Genomic DNA, 14,900 nt, shown 5'->3' on the forward strand with positions numbered 1-14,900 from the left:
TATGAACATCAACACCGAAATACACAACGCCTTTGAAGTTATTAAAGATGGAGGCATCATCCTATACCCTACCGATACCGTTTGGGGAATAGGCTGCGATGCTACCAATCCAGATGCTATTAAAAAAATTTATGCTCTAAAACAACGTGAAGAAAGTAAAAGCATGATTGTTTTAGTTAATGGCGAGCGTATGATTTATAATATTTTCAACAACTTACCCGAAGTGGCGTGGCAAATTTTAGATGTTTCTGAAAAACCTACTACTTTGGTATTAGACAATCCACGAAACGTAGCTCCTAATATTATTGCTGATGATAAAACTCTTGGAATGCGTGTGGTTACTGAACCTTTTTGTTTTAAGTTGATGGAACGCATGAAAAAACCGCTAGTTTCTACCTCTGCCAATATTTCAGGACAACCCACTCCTATTTCTTTTAAAGAAATTAGCCCCGAAATTATTAAAGGTGTAGACTATGTAGTAAATTTGCATCAAGAAAAGATTTGTAATAAACCTTCTACCATTATAAAAATAACAAATGATAGTCAGGTAAAAATTATTCGCAAGTAATTTTAACTCCAAATCTAAAGTCTAAAGAAATAAAAATTTCTTTAAACTACATCCTTAAATTAGTGTTAATGAATTACAAAGAACATTTAGATCATAAAATTTTTGAAATTGTATCACAAGCCGCTCAATTACTGAACTTAGAATGTTATGTAATTGGCGGTTTTGTACGTGATATAATTTTAAAACGTAATCATAAAAAAGATATTGATATAGTAACCGTTGGAAGTGGAATAGAACTTGCATTAAAAGTTTCAGAACTCATCCCTAATAACCCTAAAGTTCAAGTTTTTAAAAATTATGGTACCGCCATGCTTCGATATGAAGACATGGATATTGAATTTGTTGGTGCTAGAAAAGAAAGTTATAATTTTGACAGCCGAAAACCTGTTGTAGAAAATGGAAGCTTAAAAGATGACCAAGAGCGAAGAGACTTCACAATCAACGCATTAGCTTTTTCATTAAACACTCCTAACTTTGGAGATTTAGTAGATCCTTTTAATGGTGTTATAGACTTAGAAAAAAAAATCATCCGTACACCTCTCGATCCAGATATAACATATAGTGATGATCCTTTACGTATGATGCGAGCTATTCGTTTCGCTTCACAATTAAATTTTTATATTGAATCCGAGTCAATTGATTCAATAAAAAGAAACAAAGATCGAATCCATATCATCTCTGGAGAAAGAATTGTAGATGAATTAAACAAAATTCTACTCTCCGCAAAGCCATCAATCGGATTTTTATTATTATATCAAACAGGTTTATTAGATATTATTTTACCAGAATTAACGGCCTTAAATAATGTAGAAGAAATTGAAGGACATACCCATAAAAATAATTTTTATCATTCTTTAGAAGTAGTAGACAATATTTGTTCAAATACTGATGATTTATGGCTAAGGTGGTCTGCTCTACTACATGATATAGGAAAAGCACCCACTAAAAAATTCCATAAACGACAAGGTTGGACTTTTCATGGACACGAATTTTTAGGAGGAAAAATGGTAAAAAATATTTTTATCCGATTACACATGCCTCTGAATCATAAAATGAAATTTGTTCAAAAAATGGTTCAAATGAGTTCCCGTCCAATCATCTTAGCCCAAGATATAGTTACTGATAGTGCTGTTAGAAGACTCGTTTTTGACGCAGGTCAAGATGTAGAAAGTCTAATGACCTTATGCGAAGCCGATATTACAACTAAGAATGCAAAAAAATTTCAAAAATATCACAACAATTTCAAAATCGTCCGTGAAAAAATTATTGAAGTAGAAGAACGTGATCGCGTAAGAATTTTTCAACCTCCCATCACAGGAGAAGAAATCATGGAAATTTTTGATTTAAAACCTTCTAAAGAAATCGGTATTTTAAAAGAAGCTGTAAAAGAAGCCATTTTAGAAGGAGAAATTCCTAATGAATACGAATCTGCCTTAGCTTTTGTTTTACAAAAAGCCAAGACAATGGGATTAAAAAGAGTAAACTAAATTATGCAAAATCATACATGATTTAAATCATACGTTTTAATATTTTTTTTTAATGATTTTGTATTAAAAAAACAAAAATGAAATTTATAAAAATAGCAAAAACAGCACTTATTTTAGTCTATTTAGTTGTAATAGCTGGTGCATTAGTTAGAATGACAGGTTCTGGTATGGGATGTCCAGATTGGCCAAAATGTTTTGGTTATTATATCCCTCCAACTAATATACAAGAATTAACTTGGACAGAAAACAGATTGTTCAAAAAAGGACAAGTTATCATTAAAAACGAACAACTATTAGTAGCCAAAGAAGATTGTATAACTGGCAAAGAATTTGATGCTACACAATGGAATAAATATACTAAACACGATTATGCAGAGTTCAACCCAACCCATACTTGGGTTGAATACATCAACAGACTCTTTGGTGCCTTATCTGGTTTTGCTTGTTTAGCTATGTCATTCTACTCTCTTGGTTATTGGAAAAAAAATAAGTTAATACCTATTTTATCATGGCTTGTTGTTTTTATGATGGGGTTTCAAGCGTGGCTTGGAGCAACTGTGGTTTATTCTGTATTAAACCCTGTAAAAATAACCCTTCACATGATAATGGCTTTAGTTATTATAGCCTTTATTATTTATATCATCTTTTTAGCAGATCTAAAATCTAACTCAAAAATACCAGATAATACCTTCCGAAATTTACTATGGGCAACTATTACTATGACATTAATACAAGTTGTTTTAGGAACACAAGTTAGGCAATTCATAGATGAACAAGTAAAATCAGGAATAGAAAATCCAACATTATGGTTGTCCAATCCTCAAATATCGTTTTATATACACAGAAGCTTTTCTATTTTAGTGCTAGCAACTAACCTATTTTTATATTTTAGAAATAAAAAACTAAATCTTGGTTTTAAGGAAATGAATTGGGTCTTATTATTGTTAGTCCTTGAAATTCTTTCGGGGATTTTTATATACTATCTAAATTTTCCTTTTGGTTCACAAACTATACACCTTGTATTAGCATCTATTCTTTTTGGAATTCAATTTTATATACTACTCCAATTTAAACAAAAAAACAATATCTCTTTCTAAATTTATATGTAGAGGCTGTCCAAAAAGTAATAAATCAACATGCAATTTGTCACTCCGTAATGAGGAATCTCATAATCAACATTATGTAATTTCTCCCTTTGGTCGAAATGAAAGATTGCGAACTTTTTGAACAGTCTCTTTTTATTTTTCTTACCTCCTTTATAATAAAAATACAAAATCTAAACCTAATAAAAACTAGAGAAATACTCTTCCTATCCAAGATGTTTATACTCCCTCAAAAAATCACACATAAAAACAACATATTCTAAAAAATTATTTTGAATACGACACTTAACTTATTATTTTTACCAGACTAAACATATATACCATGTCACACACTATATTATCACTCCAAAATGTAACTATTTATCAAGAAGGAAATAAGATTTTATCAGACGTTAATTTAAATATTAGTCCAGGTGAGTTTATTTACATTATTGGTAAAACAGGTTCTGGAAAAAGTAGTTTAATGAAAACACTTTATGCTGATTTACCTCTTACACAAGGCGAAGGCACTATAGTAGACTATGATCTTCATGGTCTTGTAGATAATGATATTCCCTTTTTAAGAAGAAAAATAGGTATTGTTTTTCAAGATTTTAAATTACTACCCGACAGGAGTATAAATGCTAATTTACATTTTGTTTTAAAAGCTACAGGTTGGACAAATGAATTAGATATGCAAACTAAAATTGATGAAGTTTTAGAAAAAGTAGGTCTTTTAAATTTAGCCAACAAAATGCCTCATCAATTATCTGGAGGAGAACAACAACGCGTAGCCATTGCTCGTGCCCTATTAAATGACCCTGATTTAATCTTAGCAGATGAACCAACAGGCAATCTTGATCCACAAACTAGTATGGAAGTAATGGAAGTTCTTCGTAAAATTAATCAAAATGGAAAAACAATTTTAATGGCCACACACGATTATGCCCTCTTAATGAAATATCCTTCTAAAACATTAAAATGTGAAGAAGGTGCTATTTTTGAAGTGGTACAAAAAACGGCTTAAAATGATTAAAAAGCCTTTCCTGTTATTATATATTTTATTTTCTTGTATATCAAATGCACAAGAAGAAAAAAATTTCAATATTCGTTATCAAAATTATTTAAAAGGTGATATTCATTTTATTGCCAACAGTATTATTGGAAAAAAATCAGGAAAAAATGCAAATGAACCCTATAATAAAACCAATTCTAATGCCAAACTAAATGACCAAGTTGATATGGTTTATATAGATATAGACCAAGATCCTGAAACTTTTTCATCTAGTTCAGCAATATTAGAGCCTATTCATCCGAATGACAAAGTTATTTTTGCTGGATTATACTGGTGTGCTACATTTCCTGATAGAAACAATGCTATACAACCTATCAACAAAATATCTATCAAAACACCACAATCTGAAAACTATCTTACAATAGAAGGAAGTATTCTGTACGATTCAAAAGAACATAATAAACACACTACAAATACACCATACCTATGCTTTTCAGATATAACAAATCAAATTAAAAAAAATCCTTGGGGTACTTATACCGTAGCTAATATTCAAGCCAGTCAAGAAAAAATTGAAGGAGGCAGTGCCGCAGGTTGGGTACTTTATGTTATTTATGAATCTGACTCAAAACCTTACCACATAATCAGTCTATATGATGGCTTTTCTTATATCTATAATAAACCCGTTGAAATTAACTTTAAGGAATTCATTACACCAAAAACAGGTAAAATTATTCCAAAACTTACAGTAGCTGCTTTAGAAGGTGATTTAAACATTGAAGGAGACAATCTAAGAATCAATACTCCTAATACTAAAAAGTGGTTTTATATTAGTAATTCTTTAAGAGATGGTCAAAACATCTTCAATAGTAAAATTACCCATTATAACGCTGATTTTACCAAAAGAACACCTGCCTCATTAAATACCTTGGGTTATGACGTTTTTCTAGATAAAATTCAAACAAAAGAACTTTCTTTTAGTGATATTGACCAAGTTAATTTAAAAATAAGTTCTTTAGGTGATAAATTTTATGTAACTAATATTGGATTTAGCATAGAAATAGACGAAGACTTTGCGAGAAAAAAAATAGACTCAACTTCATCAAACACTCATCCAATTACACAAAACAATCTACAAATATCTAAACAAAAAAAGATTCTAAATCCAATAGATACAGATACTACACACAAAACTATAATAAAACTTCCCTCTACAAAAAATAATAGAAAACCCAAAGAAATAAAAACCTATTTATTTAATTCCACAGTAGCCCCTGAAGGCTATTATATAATTGCTAACGCCTATCAAAACATTCATTACGCTCATGATTTTGCAAATAAAATAAATAGCAAAACAATACAGCCTTTTATTTTTAAAAATCCTGACAATCAGTTATACTACTTAAGTCTAAAACATTACAAATCACAAACAGCAGCAGAAAAAGCCTATTACAACAACATCAATAATACATATTTTCAAGAATATTGGATTGCTAAAATCCAACACCCTAATACACCTTTACAAACTTCCTACAAAAATAAAACTAGATTTGAAAAAGAAATTTCAACCATAAAAATTAACAAATCTAATACCATATTAAAGCAAGGATATTATTTAGTTTCTAATGTATTTGAAATTCCTACAAATGCAACAAAGTATGTAACCTTTTTAAAAAAACAAGGACTTAAAGCATCCTTTTTTATTAATCCAATAAATAACTATTATTATACTTATCTAAAATATTATACTGATTTAGAGAAAATAAAAGCTGATTATTCATCTAATTATAACAACCTCTTTTTTGATGAATATTGGATTATGCAAGTTACATTAGAATAATAAAACTGACAAATATCATTTTACTTAGCTTTACTGTAGACTACCTTTGATAATGTAAATTATTAGGTATGTCAACATCATTAATACAAAAATATAATGTACCTGGTCCTCGATACACCAGTTATCCAACCGTTCCTTATTGGGAAAATCATGAATTTACTGCTACAGAATGGACAAAAACAGTATTGAAATCATTTCACGAAAGCAATAAGAAAGAAGGCATCAGCCTGTATATTCATCTTCCTTTTTGCGAAAGTCTTTGTACTTTTTGTGGTTGTCACAAACGTATTACTAAACGTCACGAAGTAGAAAAACCTTATATAGAAGCCCTATTAAAAGAATGGGATTTATACTGCTCTCTTTTTAGAGAAACCCCAATCGTAAAAGAAATTCACTTAGGTGGTGGCACGCCTACTTTTTTCTCTAATGAAAATCTCACTTTACTTATTAATGGAATTTTATCAAAAGCTCAAATAGCTCCTGATCATGAATTTAGTTTTGAAGGACACCCTAATAACACAACACGAGCTCACTTACAAACCCTCTATAATCTAGGATTTCGTAGAGTAAGCTTTGGCGTTCAGGATTATAGTGAAAAAGTTCAAAAAGCTATTAATAGGACTCAACCTTTTCAAAATGTAGCCAAAGTAACTTTATGGGCAAGAGAAATAGGATATACCTCTATATCACACGATTTAGTATTTGGGCTTCCCTTTCAAGGAATAGAAAATATAGTAGACACTATTGAAAAAACCAAATCACTTTTACCTGAACGATTAGCCTTTTATAGCTATGCTCATACTCCTTGGATAAAAGGCAGTGGACAAAGAGGCTTTAATGACGAAGATGTACCTAAAGACGAAGAAAAAAGAAAATTATATGAGGTAGGCAAACAACTCTTATATAAAAAAGGATACCACGAGATTGGAATGGATCATTTTTCACGAAAAAAAGATTCACTCTATATCGCTTCACAAGAAGGAAAATTACATCGTAATTTTATGGGATATACGGCATCTAAAACCCAATTAATGATAGGTCTAGGAGTTTCTTCTATTAGCGATAGTTGGTATAGTTTTGCTCAAAACGAAAAAACGATTGAAGACTACTATAACGCTTTAGCAAATAATACACTTCCTATCTCTAAAGGTCATATCCTATCAAAAGAAGATTTAGTAATCCGCAAACACATACTTAATCTAATGTGTCAATTTACTACCTCATGGGATACTAATCATTTATATCTAGATGATATGCCTCAAATTCTTATTCAATTAAAAGAAATGGAGTTAGATGGACTAGTTGTTCTTCAATCCAATGCTATAACCGTAACAGAAAAAGGAAAACCTTTTGTTCGTAATATCTGTATGGCATTTGATTTAAGATTAAAAAGAAAAGCACCTCAAACCCAATTATTTTCTATGACTATTTAATATCATTAAACAAACAAATTTTTCAGTATTAAATTTTTCTACATTTAATTATTCATTTTTAGAAATCATAAAATAATTAAAAAGGCTTAAATTTGTAATAACTATAGATAACAAAAATATGAAAAAACTAACATTGAGCTTAGGCCTTTTATTATGCCTTTTAAATTGTAAAAAAGAAATTACTCCTGAAACAAATAATACTAGTAAAAATGATACACTCTCAAAAGTAGATACTACAAACACTGAAAAAACAGCTACTAATAATGAAATTATCGAAAAAGCTAGTAATACTTATATTTACAAAGCTCTTGATGGCAAAAACTACTCCATCTATCATACTGAAAAAGAAGGCAAAAGAGTGGCTATTATATCATTAGACGAAAAAGAATTAGTTATTCTACCACAAAAAGAAGCATGGTCTAAAGGAGCCATTTACCAAGACAACAAATATAACTTAGAATGTAATGGAGATAATGCTATTCTAAAAATAGATAATAAAGATCAAAAACTTGTTTTAATAAGTCCTATAAACACAATAGCAATTAACGGAAAAGACAAAAATGATCAAATTGAATTAAGTTATATAAATACAGAAAAAATAAATTTATTACGTATTACAAAATCTGGAAAAACAACCATATATAATCAAATTGAAGCTTGGTCAAAAGGCGCAAACTATACAAATGGAATCGATACCATATTCTGTCAAGGAAATAAAACCCCAACCCTCATTAAAATAAAATCTAATGGAATAGAAACTGATTATTTTCAAAAATAATTCGAAATAAAAAATCTTTAACAATTAATTAAAATAGGGGATCTAAAAAACAGTAACTTAACGTCAGTCTCTCACCTAGACGAAAGGAAAAATCTCTTGATCAGTATCATATTTTTTTTCTATTCACTTCGTTCGAGTTTTCCTCAAATCAAGATGAAATTACGCTCTTTTATCCCCTTTTTTCACATAGAAAATATACTCCAATAAATGTAAAAAATACCAAAAATAAGATCAAAAAAAATGATTTTATGATTGCACTTCAAAATAAAATTATAAAAACTCTATAATCTTTATAAATCCATAGTACATATTTGAATAAAAAAATACTATTTTTGGCATTATCATGAATGCAAATGAAATTATAGCTTTAAAAGATTTATTAGCTAGCCCAAAAAATATTACAATTATACCTCATCGCAACCCAGATGGTGATGCTATGGGCTCAACTTTAGGATTATATCACTTCCTAAAACAGTTAGGACACAAAGCTACAGTAATAGCGCCTAATGATTTTCCAAGCTTTTTAGCTTGGCTTCCTAACTCTGAAAATGTTTTGATATACGAAAAAGAAACACAATTTTGTCAAGAACAACTTAATTCTTCTGATTTAGTTTTTACACTCGATTTTAATGCCTTACATAGAACAGGTGATCTAATGGAACGTTTTTTATCTACCCTTGATAAAACATTTGTCATGATTGATCATCATCAATTACCTGATTCTTATGCTTTTTATAAATATTCTGATACTTCTATGAGTTCTACCTGTGAAATGGTATATCATTTTATACATCACATGGAATATGAAAAATTAATAGATAGTACAATTGCCACCTGTATTTATACAGGATTAGTAACAGATACTGGTTCTTTTAGATTTTCATCTACTACAAGTACTACACATGAAGTAGCTTCTGATTTAATAAAAAGAGGAATTAAAAATGCTGAAATACACAACAATCTCTTCGATACTAGTTCCTATAACCGATTACAATTATTAGGAAAAGCTCTGCAGAATATGCAGATAATGCAAGATTATAAAACTTCTTACATCACTTTAACTCAAGAAGAATTAAACCTTTTTTCATATCAAAAAGGTGATACAGAAGGATTTGTAAATTACGGTCTCAGTATAAAAGGAATTGATTTTACTGCTATTTTTATCGAAAATAAAGAAGAAGGAATCATTAAAATCTCATTCCGCTCCCAAGGTGATTTTGACGTTAATCAGTTTGCTCGAAAATATTTCAATGGCGGAGGACATTTAAACGCAGCAGGTGGAAAATCAACTTTAAATTTAGAAGAAACCGTAAATCAATTTATTAGCATTGTTAAAGACACAAGAAAATGAAAACACTAAAAATCATTCCCCTTATAATCCTTAACATGAATTTAGTTACTTGTTGTACACAGAAACAAGAAGCTAGAAAACCTATATCACACAAAACAGGGGAATTCATGAAACAATCTATTGATCGTAATAAAAAGTTAAACAAAAATGAAGAAGAAACGATCCTTAATATGATCAAAAAAGATACTGCTCATCAGTATACCGCTTCTACAAAAGGCTATTGGTATTTTTATAATATCAAAAATACAACCGAAGCCCCCAAACCCATCAAAGGTGATCTTACATTTTTTGATTATGAAATTAAAGATATAAAAGGAAAAATAATTTATACCCAAGCCGAGCTAAAACCCCAAATATATAAAGTAGATCAACAAGATTTTATAAAAGGGCTTCAAGATGGAATAAAGTTAATGCAAAAAGGTGAAAAAGTAACCTTCTTATTGCCTTCTCACCTAGCATTTGGATACCACGGAGACAATAATAAAATAGGCATCAACCAACCTTTGATCTGTACAATTACACTAAACGATATTAAAAAGGAAAAAAACAATAAAACTATTGTTCCTTCGGATATAGAAAAAAATAATAACTAAAAATCAATTATTAACTAAAATGAGAAAAATGATAAGTTTAATTTTAAGTCTTTTTACTTTTTTATTTTCTTTTTCATCTTGTAATTCAAAAGGTGAAAATCAAACAGGCGAAGGATTATTTGCAGAAATAGAAACAAATAAAGGTAAAATAGTCGTACAACTAGAATTTGAAAAAACACCTATTACAGTAGCTAACTTTGTTTCTTTAGCAGAGGGTAAAAATCCTATGGTAGATACAAAATATAGTGGAAAACCTTTTTATGATGGACTAAAATTTCATCGTGTAATTGCCGACTTTATGATTCAAGGAGGAGATCCCGATGGTAACGGAAGCGGAGGTCCTGGATATAAATTTAAAGATGAAATCGTACAAGATCTAAAACACACAGGTCCTGGAATCCTTTCTATGGCTAACGCAGGACCAGGTACTAATGGAAGCCAATTTTTTATTACACATAAAGCAACTCCTTGGTTAGATGGTCGTCATACAGTTTTTGGTCATGTTATAACAGGACAAGAAATAGTAAATAAAATTGCTCAAGATGATAAAATCAATAAAATAACTATCATTAGAAAAGGTAGTAAAGCTAAAAAATTTGATGCAGCAAAAGTATTCAAAGAAAGTGTTGATAAAGAAATAAAAGCACAAAAAGAAATAGAAGCTAAATTACTAAAAGTAAAAGCTAATAAAACTGCTTATTTTGCTCAAACAAAAACAAACGCTACCAAATCAGATACAGGCTTATTATACCAAATAGTTTCTAAAGGAACAGGCAAAAAACCAGAAACAGGATCTACTGTATACGTTCATTATGCAGGTTATTTTGAAGATGGAACTCTATTTGATACTAGTTACGAACAAGTAGCAAAAGATTTTGGTAAACTAGACGAACGTAGAGCAGCAGCTAAAGCTTATCAACCCTTCCCTTTTCAAGCTGGTAAAAAAGAAGGGTTAATTCCAGGCTTTTTAGAAGGATTAGAAAAGATGAACCTCGGAGATAAAGCTATTTTATTTATTCCTTCTAACTTAGGTTATGGAGCACAAGGAGCAGGTGGTGTAATTCCTCCTAACACAAACTTAGTTTTCGAACTTGAATTATTAGAGAAAATGCCAGAAGCAACTCCTAGTAAATAGATAAATATAAATCATACACAAGCGGGTGTCTAAAAAGTAGGTAGTAACTTAGTCCTTAAAACGACAGGAGAAGCCTATTATAAAATAGTCATTTCTCCTTTTAGAAATAAGACTGCAAACTTTTAAGACACCCTTTCCATATTATAATCCTTATTTTTATTAGATAAATTTCTATCTATACTACTGATTCTCCAAAAGTGATTTTGAATTAAAAACCATTTCCTTTTCACCTTTTAGATCTTAAAATCTTATCATTTTATTTTAAAATTGAATAACATACTAGGGAATTTAGGAAATTCACTTCTCATAACATAATCTAAAATCATAAAAAAATCCGTTTAAAATAAAACGGATTTTAGAATTTTACTCAAAAAAATATTTGCATAAAACTTATATGTTATTTCTTTAAATGTGTATCAAAATAATCAGCAATTTTAGCATATAAATGAATTCTATCCTTTCCTCCTACATTATGCTCGTGATTAGGATATAAGAAATAATCTACCTGTTTACCTGCCTTAATACAAGCTTCAATAAAATTCATACTGTTTTGCTGTACCACTACAGGATCTTGAGCTCCGTGAATGATTAACAAACGTCCTTTTAAATTTTTAGCTTTATCTAACAAAGAGGTTTTACTATAACCTTCTGGATTTTCTTGTGGCGTGTCCATATAACGCTCTCCATACATGATCTCATAGTATTTCCAATCAATTACTGGACCACCAGCAACACCTACCTTAAAAGTATCAACTTGACTTGTCATTAAGCTAGTCGTCATAAACCCACCGAAACTCCATCCAAAAACACCAACTTTATCTTGATCTACAAATGATTTTGTCTTTAAGAATTTTATACCTTCCATTTGGTCTGCCATCTCATTCACTCCTAACTGGCGATGATTTACATCACAGAATTTTTTACCACGCGAATCACTACCCCGATTATCTATAGTAAATACCACATATCCTTTTTGAGCCATATATAAATCAAAATAACTAGCTCCTCCTAACCAACGATTATTAACCAATTGAGCATGAGAACCTCCGTAAACATATAACATTACAGGATATTTTTTAGTAGCATCAAAATTAACTGGATAAATAATTCTTCCGTTTAAAGGCGTTTTCCCATCAGCAGAAGTTATAGTTACCAATTCTATTTTAGGCATATCAATCTTTCCTACAAAAGGATTATCAGCTTTTAACAATTGCGTTGTTTTTTTTGATTTAATATCAACTACTGAAATTTCATTTGGCGTTGTAATATTATTATATTGATCTAATACCAGCGTTCCATCTGAAGAAACGGAAGCTGTATGAGTTCCTGAAATAATTGTTAATTGTGTTGTCTTTCCAGATTGTAAATCAACTTGGTATAACTGGCGATCTAAACCATTATTAGCTGTTCCTATATAATTCACTTTTAGTCCTTTTTCATCAAAGCCTAAAAATTCTTTCACTACTACATCATTATACCCTAAATTCTTTAATAATTTACCATCCGTATTATATAAATACATTTGATTAAATCCATTAAAATCTGTTTGGTAAATAAATTGAGAAAAATTGTTAGGTACAAAAGTCAATGCGTGCTGTGGTTCAACCCAAGTAGAGGCTTTTTCTTCAAACAGAGTTTTTACAAAAGCACCTGTTTTTGCATCATATTTATTAAATTTTAAATGATTTTGCTCTCTATTTAAAATACCTATAAAAATATGTTTTCCAGTTGGTTCCCAAGAAACCATTGTCAAATATTGATCATTTGATTCTCCTGTTTGCATTGTTACTTTTTTACTAGAAGCCAAATCAAAAATAACTAAAGAAACTTTTTCGTTATTCATTCCAACCATTGGATACTTAATATCTTTATTAACCGCCTCTGGCTCATTCCAGTTTGTTAACGGATAATTAGCCACCATGGTTTCGTCTTTACGATAATAAGCTAATTGTGTTCCTGCTTCATTCCACCACATTCCTCTATCAATACCAAACTCTTGACGGTGTACGTAATCAGAGCCATTTACAATGTTTTTATCTGCATCATTTGTTACCTCTATTACATTTCCAGAAAAAGATGTAACTTTTATATTATTATCTTTTAGCCAAGCTACATTTCCATTGGATGCAAATTTTACTTGATTCCCTTCATTACTATAAGTTATAACATTTATAATTTCCTTATTAACAACATCATACGTTACCTTATAATTATTTTTTTTACCGGATATTTCTGTTTCAAATGTATCAATAGATTTCCATTCTATAGACATTGGAAAACTTCTTAACAAAAAATCATCTGAATTTATTTTAGTCTTTAAAGCTGTTTCAAAATCATGCTTTGTAGTCAAAATTGTCTCTTTCCAACCATTAGAAGCACTTTTTTCTAATAAATTTGAAAAATCTGAACTTAAATAAGTAATTGCTTTTGAATTTTTACGCCATTGTTGCGCTAATTGTGTACTGGGAGCAAACTTTCTTCCTCCTGTAACTGTCTCCTCAATAGTCAACTTTTGTGCAAATGTCATACCCCCAATCAAAAGCAAACTAAAAGTGTATTTTTTCATTAATTATTTTTTTGTAAATTATTTCCAAAAATAAGAATACTTGATAAGTTAAAATATTAATCAAAAGTTTTAGTTTTTTTTTCTAAATATAAATATAAAAGAATACTTTTAAAGAAAATTTTTAAACAAATGGACATCATAGATAAAAAATTATTGAAATTACTTCAAGAAGATAGTAAACAAACCACAAAAGAACTTTCTGGAAAACTCAATTTATCCGTTACCGCAGTTTACGAACGCATAAAAAAATTAGAAAAAGACGGTACCATAAAAAAATATGTAGCATTAGTAGACCGAAAAAAAATAAACAAAAGTTATGTCGTTTTTTGTCATATTAAACTAATACAACATAATCATGAGTTTATTGCTGATTTTGAAAATGCTATTCTAAAACTAAATGAAGTTTTAGAATGTTTTCACGTCAGCGGTGATTATGATTATATCTTAAAAATTTGTGTGGCAGATATGGAAGAATATAGAGAGTTTATGGTTACCAAACTAACATCTATTAAACACATTGGAAGTACTCATTCTTCATTTATGATTGGAGAAGTAAAAAGCACAACTGTTTATGATATTTAAAGAACTAATAAAAAAAAGTATCATTTTAACTTTTATCGTTTTCTTTTTTTCTTGCTACTCCAAAGTAATTAATGAAAAAGAAAGACATCTTAATAGAAAATGGATGCTTGTAGAAATGGATTCAATCCCTTCTGAAATACTTATAAAAAATAATGCGTATATTGATATGACTATAAAAAAAGGAGAAGCATCAGCCTACTTAGGTTGTAATAAATTTAGTTTTAGTTATCGTCTTAAAAACTCTAATACATTTTCTACCACTAATATTATTTCAACCAAAATGTTTTGTAAAGAAACTATAGAAATAGAAGAAATTTTTATAAAATTAATATCAAAGGTTAATAGTTTTAACACTACAAAAGCACATCAATTAGAACTTTTTATAAATGGGGAAAAAAAAATGCGTTTTGTTGCCGCTGATTGGGATTAAATATCACAAATTATCCTAATTTTTTATATTATAAATTACT

General features: G+C 29.5%; 13 protein-coding genes. 12 read left to right on the forward strand and 1 reads right to left on the reverse strand.

Features of this window, described 5'->3' with window-relative positions; genetic code table 11:
• Nucleotide 1 precedes the first annotated feature (1 nt).
• The 10 genes from ACUXZJ_RS12930 to ACUXZJ_RS12975 all read left to right on the forward strand — a co-directional run bounded on the left by ACUXZJ_RS12930 (nucleotide 2) and on the right by ACUXZJ_RS12975 (nucleotide 11,282).
• The gene (locus ACUXZJ_RS12930) at nucleotides 2-568 is read left to right on the forward strand and encodes an L-threonylcarbamoyladenylate synthase (protein ID WP_127821845.1); all 567 of its coding nucleotides are present in this window, start codon (nucleotides 2-4) and stop codon (nucleotides 566-568) included.
• Nucleotides 569-636: 68 nt separating this feature from the next.
• Nucleotides 637-2,055 carry a CCA tRNA nucleotidyltransferase gene (locus ACUXZJ_RS12935; protein WP_060382404.1) on the forward strand — a complete coding sequence of 473 codons (1,419 nt, stop codon included), beginning with the start codon at nucleotides 637-639 and terminating at the stop codon, nucleotides 2,053-2,055.
• A gap of 77 nt (nucleotides 2,056-2,132) precedes the next feature.
• Nucleotides 2,133-3,152 (forward strand): COX15/CtaA family protein, encoded by a 1,020-nt coding sequence (locus ACUXZJ_RS12940; protein ID WP_163444837.1) that lies wholly within the window; start codon nucleotides 2,133-2,135, stop codon nucleotides 3,150-3,152.
• A 328-nt stretch (nucleotides 3,153-3,480) separates the two neighbouring features.
• Nucleotides 3,481-4,164, forward strand: coding sequence for a cell division ATP-binding protein FtsE (locus ACUXZJ_RS12945; RefSeq protein WP_060382406.1), 684 nt, complete (start codon nucleotides 3,481-3,483; stop codon nucleotides 4,162-4,164).
• A 1-nt stretch (nucleotide 4,165) separates the two neighbouring features.
• On the forward strand, nucleotides 4,166-5,992 hold the full coding sequence (locus ACUXZJ_RS12950; RefSeq protein WP_446195194.1) for an SPOR domain-containing protein: 1,827 nt from the start codon (nucleotides 4,166-4,168) through the stop codon (nucleotides 5,990-5,992).
• A gap of 68 nt (nucleotides 5,993-6,060) precedes the next feature.
• Nucleotides 6,061-7,425, forward strand: coding sequence for an oxygen-independent coproporphyrinogen III oxidase (gene hemN / locus ACUXZJ_RS12955; RefSeq protein WP_060382408.1), 1,365 nt, complete (start codon nucleotides 6,061-6,063; stop codon nucleotides 7,423-7,425).
• A 118-nt stretch (nucleotides 7,426-7,543) separates the two neighbouring features.
• Entirely contained in the window at nucleotides 7,544-8,203 is a 660-nt protein-coding gene (locus tag ACUXZJ_RS12960) for a hypothetical protein (protein WP_088466830.1), read from the forward strand.
• A 340-nt stretch (nucleotides 8,204-8,543) separates the two neighbouring features.
• A complete protein-coding gene (locus ACUXZJ_RS12965) occupies nucleotides 8,544-9,554 on the forward strand; it encodes a DHH family phosphoesterase (RefSeq protein WP_063743835.1) in 1,011 nt (336 codons plus the stop codon).
• The gene (gene gldI, locus ACUXZJ_RS12970; protein WP_060382411.1) at nucleotides 9,551-10,147 is read left to right on the forward strand and encodes a gliding motility-associated peptidyl-prolyl isomerase GldI; all 597 of its coding nucleotides are present in this window, start codon (nucleotides 9,551-9,553) and stop codon (nucleotides 10,145-10,147) included. The genes ACUXZJ_RS12965 and gldI overlap by 4 nt, the downstream gene beginning before the upstream one ends.
• Before the next feature lie 19 nt (nucleotides 10,148-10,166).
• Nucleotides 10,167-11,282: a peptidylprolyl isomerase gene (locus ACUXZJ_RS12975; protein ID WP_060382412.1), complete on the forward strand. Its 1,116-nt coding sequence runs from the start codon at nucleotides 10,167-10,169 to the stop codon at nucleotides 11,280-11,282.
• 397 nt (nucleotides 11,283-11,679) lie between these two features.
• On the opposite strand, the gene ACUXZJ_RS12980 is transcribed toward ACUXZJ_RS12975, so the two are convergent.
• Nucleotides 11,680-13,848: a S9 family peptidase gene (locus ACUXZJ_RS12980; protein ID WP_063743834.1), complete on the reverse strand. Its 2,169-nt coding sequence runs from the start codon at nucleotides 13,846-13,848 to the stop codon at nucleotides 11,680-11,682.
• Nucleotides 13,849-13,977: 129 nt separating this feature from the next.
• On the opposite strand from ACUXZJ_RS12980, the gene ACUXZJ_RS12985 reads away from it, so the two are divergent.
• Nucleotides 13,978-14,430: an Lrp/AsnC family transcriptional regulator gene (locus tag ACUXZJ_RS12985; RefSeq protein ID WP_060382414.1), complete on the forward strand. Its 453-nt coding sequence runs from the start codon at nucleotides 13,978-13,980 to the stop codon at nucleotides 14,428-14,430.
• Nucleotides 14,420-14,860 carry an META domain-containing protein gene (locus tag ACUXZJ_RS12990; protein ID WP_060382415.1) on the forward strand — a complete coding sequence of 147 codons (441 nt, stop codon included), beginning with the start codon at nucleotides 14,420-14,422 and terminating at the stop codon, nucleotides 14,858-14,860. The genes ACUXZJ_RS12985 and ACUXZJ_RS12990 overlap by 11 nt, the downstream gene beginning before the upstream one ends.
• The last annotated feature ends 40 nt before the right edge of the window (nucleotides 14,861-14,900 follow it).

It is taken from the genome of Flavobacterium sp. TN-1 (assembly GCF_052828645.1).